This window comes from Kribbella sp. NPDC054772, assembly GCF_053611945.1.
Genome location: NZ_JBSHBJ010000002.1, coordinates 129,281 through 153,735, shown reverse-complemented (window position 1 = coordinate 153,735; position 24,455 = coordinate 129,281). Strand labels below are relative to the sequence as shown.

At 68.3% G+C, this 24,455-nt stretch carries 20 protein-coding genes and 1 tRNA gene; 16 read left to right on the top strand and 5 right to left on the bottom strand.

The window, feature by feature from the left end:
* Positions 1-2 precede the first annotated feature (2 nt).
* From ACWGID_RS03610 to ACWGID_RS03590, 5 genes are all read left to right on the top strand, one after another.
* A complete protein-coding gene (locus ACWGID_RS03610; protein ID WP_452194063.1) occupies positions 3-659 on the top strand; it encodes an SCO family protein in 657 nt (218 codons plus the stop codon).
* Positions 656-1,132 carry a MauE/DoxX family redox-associated membrane protein gene (locus ACWGID_RS03605; RefSeq protein WP_452194061.1) on the top strand — a complete coding sequence of 159 codons (477 nt, stop codon included), beginning with the start codon at positions 656-658 and terminating at the stop codon, positions 1,130-1,132. Before ACWGID_RS03610 ends, ACWGID_RS03605 begins: the two co-directional genes overlap by 4 nt.
* Entirely contained in the window at positions 1,129-1,836 is a 708-nt protein-coding gene (locus ACWGID_RS03600; RefSeq protein ID WP_452194059.1) for a DsbA family protein, read from the top strand. The genes ACWGID_RS03605 and ACWGID_RS03600 overlap by 4 nt, the downstream gene beginning before the upstream one ends.
* 64 nt (positions 1,837-1,900) lie before the next feature.
* Entirely contained in the window at positions 1,901-2,926 is a 1,026-nt protein-coding gene (lgt, locus tag ACWGID_RS03595; RefSeq protein WP_452194057.1) for a prolipoprotein diacylglyceryl transferase, read from the top strand.
* Positions 2,919-3,644, top strand: a complete 726-nt coding sequence (locus ACWGID_RS03590) for a VIT1/CCC1 transporter family protein (RefSeq protein WP_452194055.1) — start codon at positions 2,919-2,921, stop codon at positions 3,642-3,644. The genes lgt and ACWGID_RS03590 overlap by 8 nt, the downstream gene beginning before the upstream one ends.
* On the opposite strand, the gene ACWGID_RS03585 is transcribed toward ACWGID_RS03590, so the two are convergent.
* From ACWGID_RS03585 to ACWGID_RS03575, 3 genes are read right to left on the bottom strand one after another with little or no spacing between them, the layout of a single operon-like run.
* On the bottom strand, positions 3,605-4,654 hold the full coding sequence (locus ACWGID_RS03585) for a 1-aminocyclopropane-1-carboxylate deaminase (RefSeq protein ID WP_452194054.1): 1,050 nt from the start codon (positions 4,652-4,654) through the stop codon (positions 3,605-3,607). The genes ACWGID_RS03590 and ACWGID_RS03585 overlap by 40 nt on opposite strands.
* 52 nt (positions 4,655-4,706) lie before the next feature.
* On the bottom strand, positions 4,707-5,564 hold the full coding sequence (locus ACWGID_RS03580; RefSeq protein WP_452194053.1) for a phosphotransferase family protein: 858 nt from the start codon (positions 5,562-5,564) through the stop codon (positions 4,707-4,709).
* A 28-nt stretch (positions 5,565-5,592) separates the two neighbouring features.
* Positions 5,593-6,411, bottom strand: a complete 819-nt coding sequence (locus tag ACWGID_RS03575; RefSeq protein ID WP_452194051.1) for a phosphotransferase — start codon at positions 6,409-6,411, stop codon at positions 5,593-5,595.
* A 251-nt stretch (positions 6,412-6,662) separates the two neighbouring features.
* Between ACWGID_RS03575 and gltB the strand changes: the two genes are divergently transcribed.
* The 4 genes from gltB to pyk all read left to right on the top strand — a co-directional run bounded on the left by gltB (position 6,663) and on the right by pyk (position 15,875).
* The gene (gltB, locus tag ACWGID_RS03570; protein WP_452194050.1) at positions 6,663-11,216 is read left to right on the top strand and encodes a glutamate synthase large subunit; all 4,554 of its coding nucleotides are present in this window, start codon (positions 6,663-6,665) and stop codon (positions 11,214-11,216) included.
* Positions 11,216-12,682 (top strand): glutamate synthase subunit beta, encoded by a 1,467-nt coding sequence (locus ACWGID_RS03565; RefSeq protein WP_452194048.1) that lies wholly within the window; start codon positions 11,216-11,218, stop codon positions 12,680-12,682. The genes gltB and ACWGID_RS03565 overlap by 1 nt, the downstream gene beginning before the upstream one ends.
* 91 nt (positions 12,683-12,773) lie before the next feature.
* The gene (locus ACWGID_RS03560; RefSeq protein WP_452194047.1) at positions 12,774-14,324 is read left to right on the top strand and encodes a metallophosphoesterase family protein; all 1,551 of its coding nucleotides are present in this window, start codon (positions 12,774-12,776) and stop codon (positions 14,322-14,324) included.
* A gap of 99 nt (positions 14,325-14,423) precedes the next feature.
* Positions 14,424-15,875, top strand: a complete 1,452-nt coding sequence (gene pyk / locus ACWGID_RS03555) for a pyruvate kinase (protein ID WP_452194045.1) — start codon at positions 14,424-14,426, stop codon at positions 15,873-15,875.
* Positions 15,876-15,931: 56 nt separating this feature from the next.
* Here the strand turns inward: pyk and ACWGID_RS03550 are convergent, their stop codons facing one another.
* Positions 15,932-16,681, bottom strand: coding sequence for a helix-turn-helix domain-containing protein (locus ACWGID_RS03550; RefSeq protein ID WP_452194043.1), 750 nt, complete (start codon positions 16,679-16,681; stop codon positions 15,932-15,934).
* A gap of 35 nt (positions 16,682-16,716) precedes the next feature.
* A tRNA-Leu gene (locus ACWGID_RS03545) sits at positions 16,717-16,789 on the bottom strand.
* Between the two features lie 76 nt (positions 16,790-16,865).
* Here ACWGID_RS03545 and ACWGID_RS03540 point away from each other — a divergent pair.
* The 7 genes from ACWGID_RS03540 to ACWGID_RS03510 all read left to right on the top strand — a co-directional run bounded on the left by ACWGID_RS03540 (position 16,866) and on the right by ACWGID_RS03510 (position 24,440).
* Positions 16,866-17,633 carry a helix-turn-helix domain-containing protein gene (locus ACWGID_RS03540; RefSeq protein WP_452194041.1) on the top strand — a complete coding sequence of 256 codons (768 nt, stop codon included), beginning with the start codon at positions 16,866-16,868 and terminating at the stop codon, positions 17,631-17,633.
* Between the two features lie 23 nt (positions 17,634-17,656).
* Positions 17,657-18,238 carry an ANTAR domain-containing response regulator gene (locus ACWGID_RS03535; RefSeq protein ID WP_452194039.1) on the top strand — a complete coding sequence of 194 codons (582 nt, stop codon included), beginning with the start codon at positions 17,657-17,659 and terminating at the stop codon, positions 18,236-18,238.
* Positions 18,239-18,419: 181 nt separating this feature from the next.
* Positions 18,420-19,661 (top strand): branched-chain amino acid ABC transporter substrate-binding protein, encoded by a 1,242-nt coding sequence (locus ACWGID_RS03530; RefSeq protein ID WP_452194037.1) that lies wholly within the window; start codon positions 18,420-18,422, stop codon positions 19,659-19,661.
* An 84-nt stretch (positions 19,662-19,745) separates the two neighbouring features.
* Positions 19,746-21,062: a branched-chain amino acid ABC transporter permease gene (locus tag ACWGID_RS03525; RefSeq protein WP_452194035.1), complete on the top strand. Its 1,317-nt coding sequence runs from the start codon at positions 19,746-19,748 to the stop codon at positions 21,060-21,062.
* On the top strand, positions 21,059-22,771 hold the full coding sequence (locus tag ACWGID_RS03520) for a branched-chain amino acid ABC transporter permease (RefSeq protein WP_452194033.1): 1,713 nt from the start codon (positions 21,059-21,061) through the stop codon (positions 22,769-22,771). Before ACWGID_RS03525 ends, ACWGID_RS03520 begins: the two co-directional genes overlap by 4 nt.
* Positions 22,768-23,727: an ABC transporter ATP-binding protein gene (locus ACWGID_RS03515; protein ID WP_452194031.1), complete on the top strand. Its 960-nt coding sequence runs from the start codon at positions 22,768-22,770 to the stop codon at positions 23,725-23,727. The genes ACWGID_RS03520 and ACWGID_RS03515 overlap by 4 nt, the downstream gene beginning before the upstream one ends.
* Entirely contained in the window at positions 23,724-24,440 is a 717-nt protein-coding gene (locus ACWGID_RS03510) for an ABC transporter ATP-binding protein (protein WP_452194030.1), read from the top strand. Before ACWGID_RS03515 ends, ACWGID_RS03510 begins: the two co-directional genes overlap by 4 nt.
* Positions 24,441-24,455 lie beyond the last annotated feature (15 nt).

Sequence of the window (24,455 nt, the reverse complement as noted above, 5' to 3'; positions counted from 1 at the left end):
CCGTGAGTCGAACCAGGAACGCGGTGCTCCTGCTGACCGCGGTGGCTCTGCTCGCCCTCGCGGGCTGCAGTGGCAAGGACGAGAAACCCGACAACCCCGGCGGCGCGATCATCCGCAGCAGCCAGGACCCGAACGGGTTGCGCGGCGCGACGCTGGACCGGCCGTACTCGATGCCCGCGGCAACCCTGACGGACACGAACGGGAATCCGTTCAACCTGGTGACGTCGACGAAGAAGCCGGTCACGCTGGTGTTCTTCGGTTACACGAACTGCCCCGACGTGTGCCCGACGGTGATGGCCGACGTGGCGTCCGCGCTGACCAAGCTCGACAAGTCGGTGCAGGACCAGATCCAGATGCTGTTCATCACCACGGATCCGGCGCGTGACACCGGTCCGGTGATCCGCAAGTACCTGGACCGCTTCGACCCGGCGTTCACCGGGCTGACCGGATCGCTGACGTCGATCAAGGACGTCGCCAAGGCGGTCGGCGTACCGGTGGAAGGGATGCAGAAACTCCCCTCCGGTGGGTACGAGGTCGGTCACGGAGCGCAGGTGATCGGGTTCGGGAAGAACGACAAGGCGACCATCATCTGGTTGTCGAACGCTGCGATCGGTGATCTGTCCCACGACTTCGGGAAGTTGGTCGAGGCGAACCAGTGAAGCGTCGCTCCTGGTTCGGATGGGTCTCGCTCGGAGCGCGGCTGCTGCTCGGCGGTGTGATGCTGGTCGCCGGCGCGCTCAAGGTGACCGATCCGGAGACGGCCGCGCAGGCGGTCCGTGCGTACGAACTGCTCCCGTCGGCGCTGGTGCAGCCGGTCGGCTGGGGCCTGCCGTTCCTGGAGATCGCGATCGGGTTGCTGTTGATCGTCGGCTTCGGTGTCCGCGCCGCGGCCGCGGCCGCAGGTGTTTTCCTGATCGTGTTCATCGCCGCGGTCTCGTCCGCCTGGGCTCGCGGCCTGTCGATCGACTGCGGCTGCTTCGGCGGCGGCGGTCAGGTCGCGCGCGGCCAGACGCAGTACCTGCAGGAGATCGTCCGCGATCTCGGTCTGCTGGCGCTGGCCGGATGGCTGTGGTTGTTCCCGGCGAGCAAGTTCGCCGTCGTATCCGAAGCACAAGGAGTCGCCGCGTCGTGAGCAAGACCAATGCCCCCGGGAATCCGCTGCTGCAGCAGCCGAAGCGCCGGATCTCACCCGGGATCGTCGTGGTGATCGTCCTGGTCCTGGCGCTCGCCGCCGGGGTCGGCGTCCAGTACTACCGCGGTCACTCCAAGGTCGAGGTGAGCTCGCTCGGCCGCCCCGAGCCGGCGGTGATCACCGGCCCGGGTACGGACGGCAAGGGCGTCACGGTCGGCAAGGCCGGCGCCAAGGTGAACATCGACCTGTACCTCGACTTCCGCTGCCCGCACTGCGCGGAGTTCGAGGAGGCGAGCGGCGCCACCGTCGACAAGCTCGTCCAGGACGGTACGGCGACGCTGACGTACTGGCCGTTGCAGTTCGTGAACCCGGACGCCTCGCCGCGGCTGGCGAACGCGTTCGCCGCGGCCGCCGCGAACGGCAAGGCGCTGAGCTTCGCCGACGAGATGTACGGCGACTTCTCGAAGTCCTGGACCACCGACCAGCTGATCGAGCTCGGCAAGCAGCTCGGCGTCGGCGACCAGAAGTTCCAGCAGGCGTTGCAGGACAACACCTACGCGGGCTGGCTGGAGTCGGTGAGCAAGGCGTCCGACGACCGGGGTGTGACCGGGACGCCGACCGTCTACGTCAACGGCAAGCAGCTGGCCGCCGACCAACTGACCGCGGAGGGCCTGCAGAAGGCCGTCGACGCGGTCGCAAGCTGAGGCCCCATCGTGACCGTGCGTTCCTGGCCGTGTTCTGGCGGGTCGAGTAGCGTTCCCATTTGCCATGTCTAGTCTGATTCCCGCCGTGATGGTTCCGGCGTTCATCCCTAGTCCGAGCCAGGGCGTCTGGCACCTCTTCGGTCTGCCGATCCGCGCCTACGCGCTGTGCATCCTGGCCGGTATCTTCGCCGGGTACTGGCTCGGCCGCCGGCGCTGGGTGGCGCGCGGCGGCTCCGCGCCGGTGCTCGCCGACATCATGTTCTGGGCGATCCCGTTCGGACTGGTCGGTGCCCGGATCTACCACGTGGTGACCGACGCCGAGCTGTACTTCGGCGCGGGCAAGCACCCGATCGACGCGCTGAAGATCTGGCACGGCGGCCTCGGTATCTGGGGTGCGGTCGGCTTCGGTGCGCTCGGCGCCTGGATCGCCTGCCGGCGCGCCAAGGTGCCGTTCCTGGCGGTCGCGGACGCGATGGCGCCCGGGATCGCACTGGCGCAGATCTTCGGCCGGTTCGGGAACTACTTCAACCAGGAGCTGTTCGGCCGCCCGACCACGAAGCCGTGGGGCCTGGAGATCGCGCCGGGGCACCGCCCGGACGGGTACGCCGACTTCGCGACCTTCCAGCCGACGTTCCTCTACGAAGCGGTCTGGAACCTCGGTGTGGTCGCGCTGATCCTGATCGTCGACCGCCGGTTCAAACTCGGCCACGGACGGGCGTTCTTCCTGTACGTCGCGGCGTACACCGCCGGTCGTGCCTGGATCGAGAACCTGCGGATCGACACCGTGAACCACTTCTTCGGCCTGCGCCTGAACGTGTGGACCGCGATCATCCTCTTCGTGATCGCCGTCATCGCCTTCGCCATCAGCGCCTGGAAACGCCCCGGCCAGGAGGACATCTCCACCGGCGCCGCGGCCGGAACAACGCCGACCCCGGAGACGGCCGACGCCGCCGAGCCCAAAGAGTCCGCCGAGTCCGCAGAGCCGGAGCCGGCCGCGGATTCCGAGCAGGCGGACGACTCAGGCAAGGTAGATGCGGGTACTACCAACGGATCTGCGAAGACCGAACCGAATGACGGGGCACGTGACTGAGACGCCTGCTGTTTCGCCTGAGCATCACGGTGATCACACCCACCGTGATGTGAACGGCGGTTGGCTGCGGCCGGCGGTATTCGGCGCGATGGACGGGCTGGTCTCGAACTTCGCGCTGATCGCCGGCATGGACGGCGGCACCAGTTCGGGCTCGAAGTTCATCGTGCTGGCCGGCCTCGCGGGCCTGGCCGCCGGTGCGTTCTCGATGGCGGCGGGCGAGTACACCTCGGTCGCCTCGCAGCGGGAACTGGCGCACGCCGAGATCGAGGTGGAGCGCAAGGAGATCAAGCGGCACCCGGTCGACGAGGAGATCGAGCTCGCCGAGACCTACCGCGCGAAGGGCCTCGACCCGGACCTGGCCAGCAAGGTCGCCAAGCAGTTCCACGCCGACCCCGACCAGGCCCTCGAGGAGCACGTCCGCGAGGAGCTCGGCATCGACCCGGACGACCTACCGAACCCGGTGGTCGCGGCCGCGTCCTCGTTCGTCTGCTTCGCCGTCGGTGCCTTCATCCCGCTGGCGCCGTACCTCCTGGGCGCGAGTAACGTCCTGCCCTCGCTGATCCTGTCGCTGACGGCCCTGTTCGTCTGCGGCGCCGTCGTCTCCCGCGTCACCACCCGCTCCTGGTGGTACTCCGGCCTTCGCCAACTCCTCCTCGGCGCCGCAGCCGCCGGCCTGACCTACTTTGTCGGCACGTTGGTCGGCCCGGGGATCGGTTGACTCTGGGGGAACAGGCCGCTGTAGGCGTTGAGTGCGGGCTGGCCGCCGAGGTGGGCGTAGAGGACGGTTGAGTCCTTGGGGATGTCGCCGTTGCGGATCAGGTCGATCAGGCCGGCCATCGACTTTCCCTCGTACACGGGGTCGATGATCATGCCCTCGAGCTGACCCGTCAGGCGGATCGCGTCCAGCGTGGACTGCACGGGGATGCCGTACTCGTCGCCGGCCCAGCCCTCGAGGACGGTGATCTCGTCGGCACGCAGGTCCCGGCCGAGGCCGATCAGGTCGGCGGTGCCGCGGGCGATGCGTTCGACCTGGTCGCGGGTCTCCTGGAGCTTGGCGCTGGCGTCGATGCCGATCACCCGCCGCGGCCGGTCCTGCCCGGCGAAACCGGCGATCATCCCGGCGTGCGTCGACCCGGTCACCGAGCAGACGACGATGGTGTCGAAGAACACCCCGAGTTCACGCTCCTGCTGCTCGACCTCGTACGCCCAGTTCGCGAAACCGAGTCCGCCGAGCCGATGGTCCGAGGCGCCGGCCGGGATCGCGTACGGCGTACCGCCCCGGGCCTCGACGTCCGCGAGGGCCTGCTTCCAGCTGTCCTTGAACCCGATCCCGAACCCGGACGGGTCAAGCCGCACCTCGGCGCCCATGATCCGGCTGAGCAGGATGTTCCCGACCCGGTCGTTGAGCGCGTCCGGCCAGTTCACCCAGTTCTCCTGGACGAGGACGGCCTTCAGCCCGGCCTTGGCCGCCACCGCTGCCACCTGCCGCGTGTGGTTCGACTGGTACCCGCCGATCGACACCAGCGTGTCGGCTCCGCTCGCGAGCGCGTCCGGCAGCAGGTACTCCAGCTTCCGCGTCTTGTTCCCGCCGTACGCGAGCCCGGAGTTGCAGTCCTCCCGCTTCGCCCAGATCTTCGCGCCACCGAGATAGGCGCTCAGCCGCTCCAACGGATGCACCGGGCTAGGCCCGAACAACAACGGATACCGCGGAAAGTCGGTCAACCCCATGGCTACCATCCTCCAGATGCTCGCTCACCTGGGAACCAGGCTATGCGGCCTTCTACGGGGCGTGGTTGACGGCTTCTTCGACGAGCGGGGACAGGTCGGCCAGCCGTTGGACGTGATCGTCGGGGTCGGGTTGGGCGAGGGCCCACGCGGCGCGGGCGACGAGGGTGATGGCGGCGGTCAGGACGGCGCCGCGGCGTACCTGGGTTGCCGGCCAGGCGGACGAACTGCCGGCTTGATACGCGGCCACGAGCTCGTCGGCGGGTGACCGGCTGGACTGCAGGAGGTAGCCCAGATCGAAGCCCAGCGGGCCGATGCCGAACTGATCCCAGTCTGCCGCGATCACGTCGTCTCCCTCGCGCCGGAGCAGGTTGAGCGGGTGCGCGTCACCGTGGACGAGCTGCTGCGGGAGCCGATCGAGCTCCGCCAGTACCTCCTCCCGCCGGGTCCACAGCAGGCCGCATGACCGCCGTACGTCGGGTGTCAGCTCGTCCGCCGTAGCACAAGCCGCCCACCCACCATGTACGGCGTCGTCCGCGAGCCGATCGCGCAGGATCTGCCGCGAGAACCAACTGGCCGGCTCGACGTGATTGATCCCGAACCGACCGAGCGCAGCGGCTGCCTCCACGGGCGTCACCGGACTCGGCGCGACCGCTTCGAACCACAGCGTGATGCCGTCCGGATCGCTCTCCGCCTTGAGGAACCGCGGCGCGCGCAGACCGGTCGTCAACTCGAGGAGTCCGGAGCTCGCGAGGTCGGCCTGGCGGCGCCAGTACGCGTACCGGCTCGGCCGCTCGTCGCCGGGGATGAGCCGCTTGACGACCTGCCGGTCCGGCGTCCGCCACACCCCGCCGTGGGTGATCTCGGTACCGGCGGCCAGCAGCGTCCAGTCCCGCTCAGGTTCCCATCGCATCGCGCAGGTCTACCACCAGCCCGGCTCATCACCCCGCGATCTGCGCTGCCTCGTCCACCACGGCCGACAGCCGGGCCAGTCGAGCGAGATGTTCGCCACCGTCCGGCTGTGAGAGCGCCCACGCGGCCCGAGACACCCCCGTGTACGCCGCCACGAGTGCAGCGCCGCGTCGTACATCCCCTCCATGCGCCGCGACGAGATCGTCCAGCGGTACGTCGACCGCGAGGAGCAGGTAGGCGAGATCGAAGCCGACCGGACCGAGGCCGAACTGCTCCCAGTCGATCGCGACCACATCGTCCTCGTCGCGGCCGAGCAGATTCACCGGATGGGCGTCCCCGTGTGTCGGGACGCGGGGGAGCGCATCGAGTACTGCGAGTGCGCTGTCGCGGCGCTTCCACAGCTCCTCGATCGCCGGCGTCGCGAGCCCTGAGCGGGACAGCGACGACCACCCGCCGCGCCGCTCCACGGTCGCCAGGCGGTCCCGGAGTACGTCCCGTGCACCCCAGGCAGGCTCGGGCACGGAACACGCTGCGAACCGCCCCAGAGCCCCAGCCAGCGCCTCCGGAGACCAGTCGGCCGGAGCCACGTAGGCCGTCCGCAGCGTGATCCCTTCCACATCACGCTCGACCCCGAGGCACTCCGCCGTACGGAGCCCTGACGTCCCGGCCACGATGCCGGAAGACGCGACCAGCGCCTGACGCTCCCAGTACGCGTGATGGCGCTGGTCCTCGACGCCGGGGACGAGTCGCTTGACCACGTGGCCGTCCGGCGTTCGCCACACGCCGCCGGTGGCCTGGCCGGTGCCTGAGGTGAGCGCTTGCCAGTCGGGGGAGGGGTGCCAGGGCATGCCACCGGCCTATCAGCTTCAGGTGGGTCTCAGCAGGTGAATTTCAAGTGGCGTGGGTGGTTGCGGAGCCGGTCTGCTGGGAAGATAGGAGGCTAGTAGTGAGCGCTTGCTTACTGTGGGTCATCAAGGCGTTTCGCGGTGGACAGAAAGTCCAGCTGGCGGGCGTCATGAGGTAGTCTCGGGACTCCCGGCTTGGGCCAGTGTTGTCCCGCGGCCAGTTGTGTTGACCGTAGGACGACGGGAGCTCCTGAATGTTTGGTCGCCCCCCCATCGGGAAGCTGCAGAGGCCGAGCGAGGGTCTCTACGACGGATTGCACGAGCACGACGCGTGTGGTGTTGCTTTCGTCGCGACCCTGACCGGTGAACCCAGCCACGACATCGTGGCCAAGGCATTGACCGCCCTGCGGAACCTGGAACATCGCGGTGCCTCCGGCGCCGAACCGGATTCCGGCGACGGCGCGGGCATCCTGATCCAGGTGCCGGACGCCTTCTATCGCAAGGTGTGCGAGTTCGAGCTGCCGGCGGCGCACAGTTACGCGACCGGTATCGCGTTCCTGCCCGCCGATCCCGACGACGCCGCCAAGGCGGTCGCCCGGATCGAGGAGATCGCGGCCGAGGAAGAGCTGACGGTCGTCGGTTGGCGGGACATCCCGACCACGCCCGACCTGCTCGGTTCGACCGCGCGCTCGGTGATGCCGACGTTCAAGCAGCTCTTCGTGTCGGCCAAGGCCGGCCGGGTGCTCGGCCTCGCGCTGGAGCGGATGGCCTTCCGGCTGCGCAAGCGCGCCGAGAAGGAGACCGAGACCTACTTCCCGTCGCTGTCGGGCCGGACCATCACCTACAAGGGGATGCTCACCACCGACCAGCTGGACAAGTTCTTCCCCGAGCTGACCGACCCGGACCTCGCCTCGGCGATCGGTGTCGTGCACTCGCGGTTCTCGACAAACACGTTCCCGTCCTGGCCGCTGGCCCACCCGTACCGGTACATCGCCCACAACGGTGAGATCAACACCGTCCAGGGCAACCGGAACTGGATGCGCGCCCGCGAGGCCCTGCTGGCCAGCGACCTGATCCCGGGTGACCTCGAGCAGCTCTATCCGATCTGTACGCCGGGAGCCTCGGACTCGGCCTCCTTCGACGAGGTCCTCGAGCTCCTGCACCTCGGTGGCCGCTCGCTGCCGCACGCGATGCTGATGATGATCCCGGAGGCGTGGGAGAACGCCGCCACGATGGATCCGCAGCGGCGCGCGTTCTACGAGTTCCACTCGACGCTGATGGAGCCGTGGGACGGCCCGGCATCGGTGGTCTTCTCCGACGGCACCAAGGTCGGCGCGGTGCTGGACCGCAACGGTCTGCGCCCCTCGCGGTACTGGGTGACCGAGGACGGCCTCGTCGTACTGGCGTCCGAGGCCGGCGTCCTCGACATCGACCCCGCGACGGTGACCGAGAAGGGTCGCCTCGAGCCCGGCCGGATCTTCCTGGTCGACGTCGACGCGCACCGGATCATCACCGACGCCGAGGTGAAGAACGCGCTCGCCACCGAGCAGCCGTACGACGAGTGGCTGCACGCCGGCCTGATCCGGTTCGAGGACCTGCACGAGCGTGAGCACGTCGTCCACAGCCACGCGTCGGTGACGCGGCGCCAGCAGGTCTTCGGGTACACCGAGGAGGAGCTGCGCGTCATCCTCACCCCGATGGCGAAGTCCGGCGCCGAGCCGATCGGCTCGATGGGTACGGACACGCCGATCGCGGTGCTGAGCGAGCGGCCGCGGCTGCTGTTCGACTACTTCGCGCAGCTGTTCGCCCAGGTGACGAACCCGCCGCTGGACGCGATCCGCGAGGAGCTGGTGACCTCGCTGTCGTCCAGCCTCGGCCCGGAGTCGAACCTGCTCGGTCCGAGCCCGGCGTCCTGCCGGCAGGTGGTGCTCCCGTTCCCGGTGATCACCAACGACGAGCTGGCCAAGCTCCGGCACATCAACCTCGACGGCGACATGCCCGGCCTGGCCACCACGGTCCTGCGCGGCGTGTACGACGTGGAGGGCGGCGGCGAGTCGCTCAAGGCGCGGCTCGACGAGCTGTGCGCCGAGGCGAGCGCCGCGATCAACGACGGCGCCCGCATCCTGGTGCTGTCCGACCGGCACTCCAACGCCGACCACGCGCCGATCCCGTCGCTGCTGCTCACCGCCGCGGTGCACCACCACCTGGTCCGGGAGAAGACCCGTACCCAGGTCGGCCTGGTCGTCGAGGCCGGTGACGTCCGCGAGGTCCACCACGTCGCGCTCCTGATGGGGTACGGCGCCGCGGCGATCAACCCGTACCTGGCCCTGGAGTCCGTCGAGGACCTGTGCCGCCAGGGGACCTACCTGCCGGGCGTGGAGCCGGAGCAGGCGGTCCGCAACGTGGTGAAGTCGCTCGGCAAGGGCGTCCTCAAGGTGATGTCGAAGATGGGTGTGTCGACGGTCGCGTCGTACACGGGTGCCCAGATCTTCGAGGCGAACGGGCTGGCTCCCGAGCTGGTCGAGCGCTACTTCACCGGTACGTCGTCCAAGCTCGGCGGGGTCGGCCTGGACACGGTCGCCGAGGAGGTCCGTCGCCGGCACCTGCGGGCGTACCCGGCGGACGGCATCCTGCCGGCGCACCGCAAGCTCGAGATCGGTGGCGAGTACCAGTGGCGCCGCGAGGGCGAGCCGCACCTGTTCGACCCGGACACGGTGTTCCGCCTGCAGCACAGCACCCGGACCGGGCGCTACGACATCTTCAAGCAGTACACGTCGAAGGTCGACGAGCAGTCCGAGCGGCTGATGACGCTGCGCGGCCTGTTCGCCTTCAAGAAACCAGACAGTAAGTCGGATCGCGCGCCGATCTCCATCGACGAGGTCGAGCCGGTCAGTGCGATCGTCAAGCGGTTCTCCACCGGTGCGATGAGCTACGGCTCGATCAGCATGGAGGCGCACCAGACGCTGGCGATCGCGATGAACCAGCTCGGCGGCAAGTCGAACACCGGTGAGGGCGGCGAGGACGCCGACCGGCTGTACGACCCGGCCCGGCGGAGCTCGATCAAGCAGGTCGCGTCCGGTCGCTTCGGCGTCACCGCGGAGTACCTGACGAACTCCGACGACATCCAGATCAAGATGGCGCAGGGCGCGAAGCCCGGCGAGGGCGGGCAGCTGCCCGGCCCGAAGGTGTACCCGTGGGTGGCGAGCACCCGGCACTCGACGCCCGGCGTCGGCCTGATCTCGCCGCCGCCGCACCACGACATCTACTCGATCGAGGACCTGGCGCAGCTGATCCACGACCTGAAGAACGCGAACCCGCAGGCGCGGGTGCACGTGAAGCTGGTCTCCGAGGTCGGCGTCGGCACGATCGCCGCGGGTGTCTCCAAGGCGCACGCGGACGTCGTCCTGATCTCCGGTCACGACGGTGGTACGGGTGCGGCACCGCTGACCTCGCTGAAGCACGCGGGCGGTCCCTGGGAGCTCGGCCTGGCCGAGACCCAGCAGACCCTGCTGCTGAACGGGTTGCGGGACCGGATCGTCGTACAGACCGACGGTCAGCTGAAGACCGGGCGGGACGTCGTCATCGCGGCGCTGCTCGGCGCCGAGGAGTACGGCTTCGCCACCGCTCCGCTGGTGGTGTCGGGCTGCATCATGATGCGGGTCTGCCACCTGGACACCTGCCCGGTCGGCGTCGCCACCCAGAACCCGGTCCTGCGGTCGCGGTTCTCGGGCAAGCCGGAGTTCGTGGTGAACTTCTTCGAGTTCATCGCCGAGGAGGTTCGCGAGTACCTGGCGGAGCTCGGCTTCCGGACCTTGGACGAGGCCATCGGGCACGCCGAAGTACTGGACATCGAGCGCGCGGTCGACCACTGGAAGGCCGACGGGCTCGACCTGTCGCCGATCCTGCACGTGCCGGCGCTGCCCGAGGGCGCGTCCCGGCACCAGACCGTCGAGCAGAACCACGGCCTCGACAAGGCGCTCGACAACGAGCTGATCCGGATCTGTGCTCCGGCACTGGAGAACGGCGAGCCGGTACGGGCGCAGCTCGCGATCCGGAACGTCAACCGGACCGTCGGCACGATGCTCGGTCACGAGATCACCAAGCGGTACCGCGCGGCCGGCCTGGCCGACGGCACCATCGACCTGACCTTCACCGGGTCGGCCGGCAACTCGTTCGCCGCCTTCGTCCCGCGCGGGGTCACCCTGCGGCTCGAGGGTGACGCCAACGACTACGTCGGCAAGGGTCTGTCCGGTGGTCGCGTGGTCATCCGCCCGGACCGGCAGGCCCGGTTCGCCGCCGCCGACCAGATCATCGCCGGCAACGTGATCGCGTACGGCGCGACGTCCGGCGAACTGTTCATCAGCGGCGGTGCCGGCCAGCGGTTCTGCGTCCGGAACTCCGGCGCGACCGCGGTCGTCGAAGCGGTCGGCGACCACGCCTGCGAGTACATGACCGGTGGGCGCGTCGTCGTACTCGGCGCCGTCGGCCGGAACTTCGCGGCGGGCATGTCGGGCGGCGTGGCCCACGTGCTCGACCTGGACCGTTCGCTGGTGAACACGGAGCTGGTCGACCTGCTCCCGCTCACGGAGGACGAGTCCGACCTGTTGCAGGACCTGGTGCAGCGGCACCACGAGGAGACCGGCTCGGAGCGGGCGGCCAAGCTGCTCGTCGACTGGCCGGCCGCCGCGGCCCGGTTCACCACGGTGATGCCCCGCGACTACGCCCGGGTGCTGGCGGCCAAGGCGGCCGCCGAGCGCGACGGCCTGGACGAGGACGCCACCACGCGAGCGATGATGGAGGCCATCTGATGGCTGACCCCAAGGGATTCCTGACCACCGGGCGGGAGGTCGCCGACCGGCGGCCGGTCGCCGAGCGGGTACAGGACTGGAAAGAGGTCTACCCCGGCGGGCCCGGCAAGGCGCTGCTGCCGATCATCACGAAGCAGGCCGGCCGCTGTATGGACTGCGGCATCCCGTTCTGCCACAACGGCTGCCCGCTGGGCAACCTGATCCCGGAGTGGAACGACCTGGTCTGGCGGGACGACTGGTCGAGTGCGATCGAGCGGTTGCACGCGACCAACAACTTCCCGGAGTTCACCGGCCGGCTCTGCCCGGCGCCCTGTGAGACCGCGTGCGTGCTCGGGATCAACCAGGACCCGGTGACGATCAAGAACGTCGAGGTCGCGATCATCGACAAGGCCTGGGAGACCGGAGACGTCAAGCCGCAGCCGCCGGAATGGCTGACCGGTAAGACGATCGCGGTCGTCGGCTCCGGCCCGGCCGGCCTGGCCGCCGCGCAGCAGCTCACCCGCGCCGGTCACACGGTCGCGGTCTACGAGCGCGCCGATGCTCCGGGCGGCCTGCTGCGGTACGGCATCCCCGAGTTCAAGATGGAAAAGGAACAGGTCGACCGCCGGATCCAGCAGATGAAGGAAGAGGGCACGGTCTTCCGCTCCGGCGTCAACGTCGGCGTGGACGTCACCGGCACCCAACTCAAGCAGCGGTACGACGCGGTGGTGATCGCGACCGGGTCGACGGCGGCCCGCGACCTGCCGGTGCCGGGCCGTGAGTACGGCGGCATCCACCAGGCGATGGAGTACCTGCCGCAGTCCAACCGGGTGGCGCTCGGCCAGACCGTCGAGGACCAGATCGTTGCCACCGACAAGGACGTGGTGATCATCGGCGGCGGCGACACCGGCGCCGACTGCCTCGGTACGGCGCATCGCCAGGGTGCACGCTCGGTGACCCAGCTGGAGATCATGCCGCGGCCCGGCGACGACCGCCCGGGGCACCAGCCGTGGCCGACGTACCCGATGATCTACCGGGTCGCGTCCGCCCACGAGGAGGGCGGCGAGCGGGTGTACGCCGTCTCCACGGTGAACTTCGAGGCCGATGCCGACGGCAACGTCGCGGGGCTGAACCTGGTCGAGGTCGAGTTCAAGGACGGCAAGTTCAACCCCGTCGAGGGGTCCGAGCGGACCATCCCGGCGCAGCTGGTGCTGCTCGCGATGGGCTTCGTCGGCCCGGAGCGCGAGGGCTTCCTCGAGCAGCTCGGCGTCGAGCTCGACGAGCGCGGCAACGTGAAGCGCGACAAGCAGTACCAGACCACGGTCGACGGGGTGTTCGCCTGCGGCGACGCCGGTCGCGGTCAGTCGCTGATCGTCTGGGCGATCGCCGAGGGCCGGTCCTGCGCCGGCGGCGTCGACACCCACCTGACCGGTTCGTCGACCCTGCCCACTCCCATCCCCCCGACCGCCCGCCCGCTGGCGGTCTGACGACATCGACCTTGAGCACCCACCAACCGAAATTCCCGACCCGGGATGGTTGGTCGGTGCTCAAGGTGGTGTCGCTCGGTAGGTTGGAGCGGTGGATACGCGCCTGGTGACCAAGGCTCGGCTCCGTGCGATGGCACCGTGGGCCGGGCTCAGCCTGCTCTTCGTCCTGACCTCGGCCCTGGTCGGGCTGCTCGGATTCGTGAACGACTCCGAGCGGGTCACGATCGGCGCGCACGCGGCGACCGTGTCCCCGACGTTCGACGGGCACGCGACGCTCGACCTGGGCGCGGTGCTGCCGCGATTGCGGATTCCGGCGCAGACGCCGGCCGGTATCGGCGTCAACATCGACGTCCAGGAGACCGACGCGAGCAACCTCACGGAACTGCTCACCCGCGACACCCTGATCGCTTCCCAGCCCGACGGTGAGATCGCGCGGATCAAGCAGGTCATCCAGGAGATGGCGGTCGACAACGCGGTCGCCGGCGCCGGTACCGGACTCCTGGTCGTGGTGCTGGTCGCGACGCTCTGGACCGCCATCGGCGCCCGGCGCCGCCGCGAGCTCTGGCACCTGGTGCACCGGCACGAGCGGCGGTTCGAGCACCGGGCGATCGTGGTGCTGGTGGCGATGCTGATCACGATCGCCTCGATCTACGGACCCGGGCGGATGCGCCAGGCCGACGTACCACCGACGCAGTGGCAGCCGTTGTCCAAGTTGCTCCCCGAGCTGTCGTTCGACGATCGACTGAAGACGGTGGAGGTGGCGTCCGGGTTCTCCACCACCGGCGGCGTCGGCGTGATCCGGACGCTGGTCGAGACGTACCGCAAGTCGACCGAGCTGTACGGCCAGCTCAAGGACCGGGTGGCCGACGTCGCGCCGCAGATCCACGAGCCGGGCAAGGACGAGAAGGTCGCGCTGCTGGTCTCGGACCGGCACGACAACATCGGGATCGACGGCTTCGCGGCCGCCGTGGGGAAGGCCGGCGGCGCGAAGATCCTGATCGACGCCGGCGACGACACCTCGTCCGGCCAGAGCTGGGAAGCGTTCAGCATCAACTCGCTGAAGCAGCACTTCAAGGACTTCAAGGTGGTCTCGGTGGCCGGCAACCACGACGCCGGCGGGCACGTCGAGGAGTTCATGCGCAAGGCCGGGTTCACCGTGCTGGACAGCAAACCGGTCGAGGTCGAGGGGATCCGCTTCTTCGGCGACAGCGACCCGACGCGGACCGGGCTCGGCAGCGCGGACAGTCCGGGGGACGAGACGATCGAGCACCAGTCGAAGCGGCTCGCGGACATCGCCTGCGACCAGCCCGACAACAAACGGATCGCGACGATGGTGGTGCACGACCCGTCGTCGTACGCCGACACCGCCGAGCGCGGGTGCGCGAGCTTGCTGGTGTCCGGTCATCTGCACCGCCAGGTCGGGCCCGAGCACAAGGTGGTCGACGGGCGCGCGGTCACGACGTACACGAACGGGACGACCGGGGGAGCGGCGTACGCCTTCGCGCTGGGCTACACGTTGCGCAAACCCGGCGAGGTCACCCTGCTCACCTACCTGAAAGGCGAGCCGGTCGGCCTCCAGACGGTCACCGCGCAGCCCGGTGGCGAGGTCACCGTCGGGGCCTACACCCCCTTGTCTTCTTGACGATTCAGGCACTGCGGTCGCTTGCCATCTACTGTTAACCGTCCAGTAATGGGGGCGGACCAGCAGGCCCAGTGGTTTGCAGGAGTAGGGTTGTGTGACGTGCGTCGCGCAAAGATCGTTTGTACGCTCGGCCCGGCTACGGCCGCCCCGGAGCGCATCACGGAACTCGTCCAAGCAGGTATGGACGTCGCAAGGCTCAACCTGAGTCACGGCGCCCATGCCGAGCATGAGCGCATCTACCAGCGGATCCGTACCGCCGCGGCGGAGACCGGGAGCAATGTCGGCATCCTGGTCGACCTGCAGGGCCCGAAGATCCGGCTGGCGGAGTTCGCCGAAGGCAAGGCAACACTGACCTACGGCGAGCGCTTCACGATCACCACCCGGGAGGTGCCTGGTGACCAGACCATCTGCGGGACGACGTACGACGGCCTGCCGGGGGACGTGAACCCGGGTGACCAGCTGCTGATCGACGACGGCCGGATCGCGCTCGTCGCCGAAGAGGTCACCGAGACCGACGTGATCTGCCGCGTCACCGTCGGCGGCCCGGTCTCCAACCACAAGGGCATCAACCTGCCCGGTGTCGCGGTCAGCGTGCCGGCGATGTCGGAGAAGGACGCCGAGGACCTGCGCTGGGCGCTGCACCTGCCGGCCGACATGATCGCGCTGTCGTTCGTGCGCGACGCCGCCGACATCCAGCTGGTGCACAAGATCATGGACGAGGAGGGTCTGCGGATCCCCGTCGTCGCAAAGATCGAGAAGCCGCAGGCGGTCGCCAACCTCGACGAGATCATCGAGGCCTTCGACGGGTTCATGGTGGCCCGCGGCGACCTCGGCGTGGAGCTCCCGCTCGAGGAGGTCCCGCTGGTCCAGAAGCTGATCATCGACCAGGCCCGGCTGAACGCGAAGCCGGTGATCGTCGCCACCCAGATGCTCGAGTCGATGATCTCCGCGCCGCGGCCGACCCGCGCCGAGGCCTCAGACGTCGCGAACGCCGTCCTCGACGGTGCCGACGCGGTCATGCTGTCCGGTGAGACCAGCGTCGGCCGGTTCCCGATCGAGACCGTCAAGACGATGGCCCGGATCGTGGAGTCGACCGAGGAGCACGGCCTCAGCCGGGTCCAGTCGATCGAGTGGGAGCCGAAGACCAAGGGCGGCGTGATCGCCCGCGCGGCCGCCGACGTGGCCGAGCGGCTGGACGCGAAGTACCTGATCGCGTTCACCCAGTCTGGCGACACCGCGCTCCGGCTCGCCCGCTACCGCACCGAGGTCCCGCTGCTCGCGTTCACCCCGGTCCCGTCGGTCAGCTCCTGGCTGAGCGTGGTGTGGGGGATCGAGACGCACATCGTCCCGACCGTCGACCACACCGACGAGATGGTCCGCCAGGTCGACCAGCGCCTCCTCGAACTCGGCAAGCTCCAGAAGGGCGACCTGGTCGTCATCGTCGCCGGCTCCCCGCCGAGCATCCCCGGCTCCACCAACGCCCTCCGAGTCCACCGCATGGGCGACGCCATCGAAGGCATAGCCCCCGCCTACCGCAGCCCCAACCCGTAACCACAAACAACTGAACCCGAGGCGGACGGTCCGCGGACCGTCCGCCTCGCGCAGGTTCAGCCCTTGGGCCCGATGAAGGCGTCGAGCCTGCGGACTCCTTCGCGGCGGGCTACGGAGAGTGCGTTCGGCCGCGGCATCCGCCAGGGGATGCCGAGCAGATCGAGCGCCCACTGACACAGGCCCATGATGTCGGCGGACGCATTGGAGAACTGGTACCGCGGATACTCGTACCGCTTCGTCTGACCGCCGACCCTGCGCGTCGCCCAGTTGGCAACCCGGCAACCGTCCGAGTTGAACAGCCCACGCAGGAACATCCCGGGGCACTCGGCAACAATCGTTCGCTGCCAGTCCACCAAGGCGATGAGCCGCCGGTGCTTCGGCCCGGGTCCGTGCTGCGGAAAGAGACAAGGCCAGTGCTTCCAGTACGAAACGACCGAGGTGTAGCCGACCGCCTGGACCCGGTGCACCGGCCGACTCGAATGAACGGCGGTCATGACGCCGGCGGCCTCGTCGATCAGCCGCGGATACGCGTCGTCGCAGGCGATCCGAAGCGCGTAGACACCCCGCCTGTGTTCGGACAGACAGCCGTCGCCCAGATATAACCCGAGCAGATGCGAGTACGACGGGGCAGGCGGCGTCTCGTCAGCGCAGATCGGACAGTCGTTCGGACGCGGCGGGCACCGGTCGCCATCGCGCCAGTCACGCAGGGTGGATCGACTCACCCCGAGACGCTTGCTGATCGAGTTGAGACTCTCGCCCGCAGCGATCGCCGCGAGTGCGATCGCCCGCACGCGTTCGTCGTACATGAACGAAGTTTCGCGGGCGCCGCCGACACTTTCTGTGCCCTGGGTGGGATTCGAACCCACACTGGACGCTGTTTGAGAGCGCGGCCTCTGCCGTTGGGCTACCAGGGCATTCCGACGTCGAAGATCCTAGCCCATGGAGCTGCTCGACTCACAAAATGTCGGTGGGTGGCGACAGCCTGGTCCTGTGGGCCACTTCAGATCGAAGGAGACGGTTCACTCCGCGTTGCGGATGTCGGATGACGGGGTTCCCGATCGGGTGAATGCCGAGATCCACGGCGTGGCTCTCCAGACGATCCGTACCTGGCGACGGCGGTATCAGGTTGAGGGCCGCGTCCGCGGCGACAGCGGGATGCCATGTCCGCGGTGCGACGGGGCGGAGCTGGATGAGGCGGCGTACGCCCTGCTGCTCGGCTGGTATCTCGGGGACGGATCGATCGCTCGGGCGCGGCGGGATGTCTTCACGCTGCAGATCGCCAACGACGCACGGTACACGCAGCTCAACCAGGAGATCGCCGCGACCATCAAGCGTGTCAAGGCGAACGCGAGCCCCTGCCTGCGGAAGGGCCGTGGAGTAATCCTGGTCGAGGCGCGGTGGAAGCACTGGCCGTGTGTGTTTCCGCAGCACGGGCCTGGGCGGAAGCATCTGCGGAAGATCGAGTTGGCGGACTGGCAGCTGGCGATCGTTGCCAAGTTCCCCCAACAGCTGCTGCGTGGGCTCTTCCACTCGGACGGGTGCCGGTTCGTGAACTGGGCCAGCAAGCCGGGCCGGGAGAAGCGGTACTACTACGTGCGGTACCAGTTCTCGAATGAGTCGGATGACATCCGCAGGATCCTCACGGACGCGCTGGACCTGCTCGGGATCGCCTGGAAGCAGCCGCGGCGGAATGTGATCGCAGTCAGTCGCAAGGAAGCTGTCGGCGCGCTGGAATCGTTCGTGGGACCGAAGAGCTGATCCGATGTCGATAAGGTGTCGGTGTGACTGCTAAGCGTGTGGTGATCGCTGAGGACGAGGCGTTGATCCGGATGGATCTGGCCGAGATGCTCGCGGAAGAGGGGTATGACGTCGTCGGGCAGGCCGGCGACGGCGAGGAAGCGATTCGGCTGGCGATCGAGCAGCGGCCGGACCTGGTGATCCTCGACGTGAAGATGCCGAAGCTGGACGGGCTGAGTGCCGCCGAGAAGATCGCGGGGGAGCGGATCGCGCCGGTGCTGATGCTGACCGCGTTCTCGCAGCGGGAGCTGGTCGAGCGGGCCCGGGACGCCGGCGCCATGGCGTACCTGGTGAAACCGTTCTCCAAGGCCGACCTGCTGCCCGCGATCGAGATCGCCGCGTCCCGGTACGTCGAGCTCGCGGAGCTGGAGCGTGAGGTCGCGGACCTGGCGGACCGGCTGGAGACCCGCAAGCTGGTCGACCGGGCGAAGTCGATCCTGCAGACGAAGTTCGGGCTGTCCGAACCGGACTCGTTCCGGTGGATCCAGAAAACCGCCATGGATAAAAGAGTTTCGATGCGCCAGGTCGCGCAGTTGGTGGTTGACGAGGCGGGCAGTAGCGACTGAATCACTCTCTGCTCACCACGGCTGAGCGGGCGTACAGCAACCAAGTGAACCCATGCTGCTTACCGCTGTAACGACCTCACAACACACGTTCCGTGACATCGCTTGAAGGACTGCCCGAGGTCTAACCTGCGGGTGCTCGCGGCAAACGCGAGAGTCCGGGGATTTGCCGGACTATCCAGACATGGGAGGAACAGTGCACCAGCGTTCCGTAGTACGGGTCGGCGCGTCGCTGATCGTTGCGTCGTTGGCCCTGACTGCCTGCGGTTCACGCAGTGGCAACGACTCCGGGGGGAGCTCCGGAGGGTCGACGAAGACTGCCAAGATCGGCGTCATCGCACCGCTGTCCGGAGACTTGTCGGCCCTGGGTCTGGGTATCCAGCACTCCGTCGAGCTGGCCGTGAAGCAGGCCAACGACTCCAACGCGATCCCGGGCTGGAAGCTCGAGGTCGTGCCGAAGGACGACGAGGGGAAGCCGGACCCCGGTAAGAATGGCGCCACCGCGCTGGCCGGCGACAAGGACGTCATCGGCGTCGTCGGCACGCTGAACACCAGCGTCAGCCAGCAGGTCCAGCCGGTGCTCGCCTCGGCGAAGATCGTCCAGGTCTCGCCGGCCAACACCGGCCCGGGCCTGACCCAGGGCGCCAACTGGCAGACCGACCCGAAGCGGCCGTACCCGACGTACTTCCGCACCTGCACCACCGACGCGGTGCAGGGTCCGTTCGCGGCCCGGTACCTCTACGAGACGGCGAAGATCACCAAGGTCGCCACGATCCACGACAAGAAGGCCTACGGTCAGGGCCTGGTCGGCACCTTCACCGAGGAGTTCAAGAAGCTGGGTGGTCAGGTCGTCGCGGCCCAGACCATCAACCCGGACGACTCGAACTACCAGGCCGTGATCTCGTCGATCAAGCCGTCCGGCCCGCAGGCGGTCTACTACGGCGGTGAGTACCCGCAGGCCGGTCCGCTCTCGCAGCAGATGAAGGCCGCCGGTCTGAACGTCCCGCTGATGGGCGGCGACGGCATCTACGACCCGAAGTACATCACCCTGGCCGGTAAGACCAGCGACAACGACCTGGCCACCTCGGTCGGTGCGCCGGTCGACACTCTGGAGTCGGCGAAGAAGTTCGTCTCCGACTACAACGCGGCGGGCTACAAGGACCCGTACGCGGCGTACGGCGGCTACTCGTTCGACGCGGCCAACGCGATCATCAACGCGCTGAAGGTCTCGCTGAAGGACGCGAAGGACGTCGAGTCGGCGCGCCAGGCGACGGTCGATGCCATGAGCAAGGTTTCGTTCGACGGCGTGACCGGCAAGGTCGCCTTCGACCAGTACGGCGACACCACCTCGAAGGTGCTCACCGTCTACAAGGTTGCCGGCGGCAAGTGGGCCACCGTCGAGACCAAGGCGTTCGAGACCAAGTAAGCAAAGTCGACCTCATGTCTCGGGGGTGGGAGCGATCCTCCCACCCCCGTGGCGTGTCATAACTGAGGCAGATGGGAGGTCGACGTGGACCAGTTCTTCCAGCAGCTCGTCAACGGGCTGACCTTGGGCTCGCTGTATGCCCTGATCGCGGTGGGTTACACCGTCGTCTACGGCATCGTGCAGCTCATCAACTTCGCCCACGGCGAGGTCTTCATGATCGGTGCGTTCGGCGCACTGACGACGTACCTGTTGTTCTTCGACGGCAAGACCAACCTGTGGATCCTGCCGATCATGATCATCGGCGCGATCATCGCCTCGGTCGGCACGGCCGTGGCGATGGAACGTGTCGCGTACCGTCCCCTGCGGAACGCGCCACGACTCGCGCCGCTGATCACTGCGATCGGCATCTCGGTCTTCCTGCAGGAGTTCGTCCGGCTGTTCTACGAACGGCCGGGCTGGACGCTGTTCGCCTTCGCCGGTATGGCGATCGGCCTTGGCTACTGGGTCGGCGCGACGGTGTCCAAAGCACCCCTGGATCACCCGGTGACCAAGTGGTACGACCGAGCCCCGCTGCTCGGCGCCGTGCTCGGCGCGGTCGGTCTCTGGGTGGTGGTGCGGCTGGTCAACAACGACGTCAGCGTCGTGCTGGCAGTCGGCGTGCTGATCGTCGGCGCAGCTGTCGGTACGGGGATCGGCTGGCTGGCTGGTCTGGCGGTACGGCGGCAGGCGCGCACCGAGATCAACATCCGGGCGATCGTGGCGGCGGCGGCCACCGCGTCAGCCGGGGCGGTGCTGGGCTGGATCCTGTTCGAGAAGCTGATCAGCAGCATCACCTGGCCGAGTGCGAAGCAGCGCATCCCGTTCCCGCAGATCGATGTGGTGACCGGCACCGCCTTCGACGTCGGCGGGGTGACGATCCAGCGGTCGGCGATCTTCACCATGGCAGCGCTGGCGATCTGCTCCGCCCTGCTGTGGTACTTCATCAACCGGACCCGTCTCGGCCGCGGCATGCAGGCCGTCTCGCAGGACCCGGACACGGCCCGGCTGATGGGTATCAACGTGGACCGGATCATCGTGGTCGCGTTCGCGCTCGGTGCGGTGCTGGCGGCGATCGCCGGCGTCTCGCAGGGCCTGCAGAACAACAACATCGAGTTCCGGATGGGCTTCCTGGCCGGTCTGAAGGCGTTCACCGCGGCGGTGCTCGGTGGCATCGGCAACGTCTTCGGCGCTGTCGTCGGCGGCCTCGTCCTCGGCGTCATCGAGGCGATGGCCACGCAGTACATCCCAGGTCAGTTCGGCGGCAGTACCTGGAAGGACGTCTGGGCCTTCGTGATCCTGATTCTGGTACTGGTGTTCAGGCCCCAGGGCCTGCTCGGCGCGCGGGTGGTGGACCGGGCATGAAGGATCTGAAGACACCTCCGGCGGAGCCGGAAACCGCGGCTGAACCGCACGCCAACCCGATCGCCTGGCCGCTGGGCCTGGCCGGCGTGGCGCTCGTCATCGTCGGCTCGTTCCTGTCGTGGAGTTACGACAGCACGATCCTCGGCGACCTGTCGATCAACTTCTACCCGGGTGGCCTGCAGATCCTGGCGATCATCATGGCCCTGTTCGCGCTGGTCCTACTGCTGGTCGAGAAGGGCCCGCTGACCAGGGTGGGCGCGTGGCTGGACGCGACCGCCGGACTGCGGGCGCTCGGCGTGACGCTCACGCTCTACATGCTGCTGGTCCTGATCGCCATCTCGGCCGATTCCGGCGGCCTGATCAACGTGAACCCCGGCGGGTACGTCACGTTGGTCGGTGCCGTGCTGATCCTGGTCAGCTCGCGGATGCTGCCGCTGCGGCAGTTGCGCGACATGAGCGAGGCGAAGCTGCCGGCCTGGGTCGAGATCCTCGCGATCGCGGTGCTGATGGGCTCGGTGCTGTTCGTCGCGGCGTACGCGCTCGGGTTGGAGGACGCGTGGTCGTTCATCCTCTGCCTGGTCTTCGTCGCCGCCATGGCGGTCGCGCTGTTCCGGACCGGTGCGCTGACCTGGGTCGGCCACGTCTCGCAGCGGCAGCGAAAGGTGCTCACGCTGTCGGCGTTCTTGGTGGCCTTCCTGTTCCCGTTCACGCAGGGCGGTTCGGACGCGAACATGTCGATCGCCACCCAGGTGCTGGTCTTCGCGGCCACCGCGATGGGCCTGAACATCGTCGTCGGTCTGGCGGGTCTGCTCGACCTCGGCTACATCGCCTTCCTCGGGTCCGGCGCGTACGTGGCGGCCACGATGTCGACCTCGGCGTTCGCCACCGTCGGCTGGAAGCCGCCGTTCCTGGTGGTGATGCTGATCGGCGCCGGTGTGGCGGCAACCTTGGGTCTGATCATCGGTACGCCGACTCTGCGGGTCTCCGGTGACTACCTGGCCATCGTCACCCTGGGCTTCGGTGAGATCTTCCGGTTCTCGATGTTCAACCTGGACGGCAACAACGGCCCGAACCTGACCAACGGCCCGAACGGTGTCCCCGGCATCCCGGACCTGGAGATCGGCGGCTTCAACTTCGGCGACGTGCACACGGTCGCCGGGATCGAGCTCGGCCGGTTCTCGAACTACTACTTCCTGCTGCTGGTCCTGACCGGCTTCGTCATCCTGGTCTTCTCCCGGCTGAACAACAGCCGGATCGGCCGGGGCTGGGTGGCGATCCGGGAGGACGAGAAGGCGGCCGAGGCGATGGGCGTGAACACGTTCGGCCTTAAGCTGCTCGCGTTCGCGATCGGCGCCTTCCTGGCCGGCCTGGCCGGCACCATCAAGGCCCACCAGGACGGCGCGGTCAGCCCGGACCAGTACATCTTCCTGGAGTCGGCGTTCCTGCTCGCCGCGATCGTGCTCGGTGGTATGGGCACCATCGCCGGTGTGTTGCTGGGGGCAACGATCCTGAAGCTGCTGCCGGAGAAGCTGCGGTTCTTCTCGGAGTACCGGCTGCTGTTGTTCGGCCTGCTGCTGGTGCTGATGATGCGGTTCCGGCCGGAGGGCCTGGTTGCGAACCGACGCCGCCAGCTGGAGTTCCACGAGGAGGACGAGGTGTTGGCGGTCGAGATCGACGAGGAGCACCTGTTGGTCGAGGAGGCGACATGACCGTCACCGAAACGAACCGGGCACCGGCCCGGCCGGGCGGCGCCGCGGTGCTGGAGGCCACTGGCGTGACCATGCGGTTCGGTGGTCTGCTGGCGGTCAACGATGTGAACCTGACCGTTCACGAAGGCGAGATCGTCGGCCTGATCGGCCCGAACGGGGCCGGCAAGACGACCTTCTTCAACTGCCTCACGGGCCTCTACAAGCCGACCAGCGGTCAGGTCCGGTTCGCCGGTGCTCCACGGAAGCCGCCCCGGGCGCCGAAGCGGCGCAAGGACGGCACGGTCGGCGTGGAGGCGGTACCGGTGCAGCCGCTCGCCGCGCTGACGCCGTTGCCGCCGAAGCCACGGGCGGTGGTGCGCGCCGGGATGGCCCGGACGTTCCAGAACATCCGGCTGTTCGCCAACATGACCGCGCTCGAGAACGTGATGGTCGGCCGGTACTGCCGGACCAGTTCCGGCGCACTCACCTCGGTCTTGCGCGGACCGAAGTTCCGTCGCGAGGAAGCGGCCAGTCGGGCCCGGGGCCAGGAACTGCTCGAGTTCGTCGGTCTCGGCCGGTCGACCGAGCACCTGGCCCGGAACATGCCGTACGGCGACCAGCGCCGGCTCGAGATCGCGCGGGCGCTGGCCACCGACCCGAAGCTCATCCTGCTGGACGAGCCGACGGCCGGTATGAACCCGCAGGAGACCCGGCAGGCGATGGACCTGATCTTCAAGATCCGGGACTCGGGGCTGTCGGTCGTGGTGATCGAGCACGACATGCGGTTCATCTTCAACCTGTGCGACCGGGTGCTGTGCCTGGTCCAGGGCCAGGCCCTGATCGAGGGCACCCCGGAGGAGGTGCAGTCCGACCCGCGGGTGATCGAGGCCTACATCGGCACCGGCGAGGACGACGTCGAGGTCGAGGACGCCCACGTCCAGGACACCACCGTCGCCGACGAGGAGGGCCGCCCGTGAGTGCCATGCTCGAGGTCAAGGACCTGGAAGTTGCCTACGGCAAGATCGTTGCGGTGAAGAAGATCAGCTTCAGCGTCGAGCAGGGGCAGGTGGTGTCGCTGATCGGCACCAACGGCGCCGGCAAGACCACCACGCTGAAGACGATCTCCGGTCTGCTCCGGCCGACCGGCGGTGAGATCTGGTTCCAGGGTGAGCGGATCGACCACGTGGCGGCGCACGACATCGTCACCCGGGGTCTGGCGCACTCGCCCGAGGGGCGACGGATCTTCCCGCGGCTGTCGGTCGAGGAGAACCTGATGCTGGGTGCGTTCACGCGTCGCGATCCCGCGGGCGTGCGGACCGACCTGCAGTCGGCGTACGACTTGTTCCCGATCCTGGGGGAGCGGCGCAAGCAGCCGGCCGGGACGTTCTCCGGTGGTGAGCAGCAGATGCTGGCGATGGGCCGGGCGATGATGAGCCGGCCGAAGCTGCTGATGCTGGACGAGCCGTCGATGGGTCTGTCGCCGATCATGATGAAGCGGATCATGTCGACGGTGACCGAGCTGCAGAAGCAGGGGACGACGATCCTGCTGGTCGAGCAGAACGCCCAGGCGGCGCTGAAGCGCGCCGACTTCGGGTACGTGCTCGAGGTCGGGAAGATCGTGCTGTCCGGCACCGGCCGGGACCTGCTGGTCAACGACGAGGTCCGCAAGGCCTACCTCGGCGAGGACTGAGATCTCACACGCAGT

Coding starts and splice junctions, on each gene's coding strand:
- ACWGID_RS03520 (WP_452194033.1), top strand. CDS start 21,059: ATGAAGGATCTGAAGACACCTCCGGCGGAGCCGGAAACCGCGGCTGAA.
- lgt (WP_452194057.1), top strand. CDS start 1,901: ATGTCTAGTCTGATTCCCGCCGTGATGGTTCCGGCGTTCATCCCTAGT.
- ACWGID_RS03550 (WP_452194043.1), bottom strand. CDS start 16,681: ATGTACGACGAACGCGTGCGGGCGATCGCACTCGCGGCGATCGCTGCG.
- ACWGID_RS03565 (WP_452194048.1), top strand. CDS start 11,216: ATGGCTGACCCCAAGGGATTCCTGACCACCGGGCGGGAGGTCGCCGAC.
- ACWGID_RS03575 (WP_452194051.1), bottom strand. CDS start 6,411: ATGCCCTGGCACCCCTCCCCCGACTGGCAAGCGCTCACCTCAGGCACC.
- ACWGID_RS03585 (WP_452194054.1), bottom strand. CDS start 4,654: ATGGGGTTGACCGACTTTCCGCGGTATCCGTTGTTGTTCGGGCCTAGC.
- ACWGID_RS03530 (WP_452194037.1), top strand. CDS start 18,420: ATGGGAGGAACAGTGCACCAGCGTTCCGTAGTACGGGTCGGCGCGTCG.
- ACWGID_RS03580 (WP_452194053.1), bottom strand. CDS start 5,564: ATGCGATGGGAACCTGAGCGGGACTGGACGCTGCTGGCCGCCGGTACC.
- ACWGID_RS03515 (WP_452194031.1), top strand. CDS start 22,768: ATGACCGTCACCGAAACGAACCGGGCACCGGCCCGGCCGGGCGGCGCC.
- gltB (WP_452194050.1), top strand. CDS start 6,663: ATGTTTGGTCGCCCCCCCATCGGGAAGCTGCAGAGGCCGAGCGAGGGT.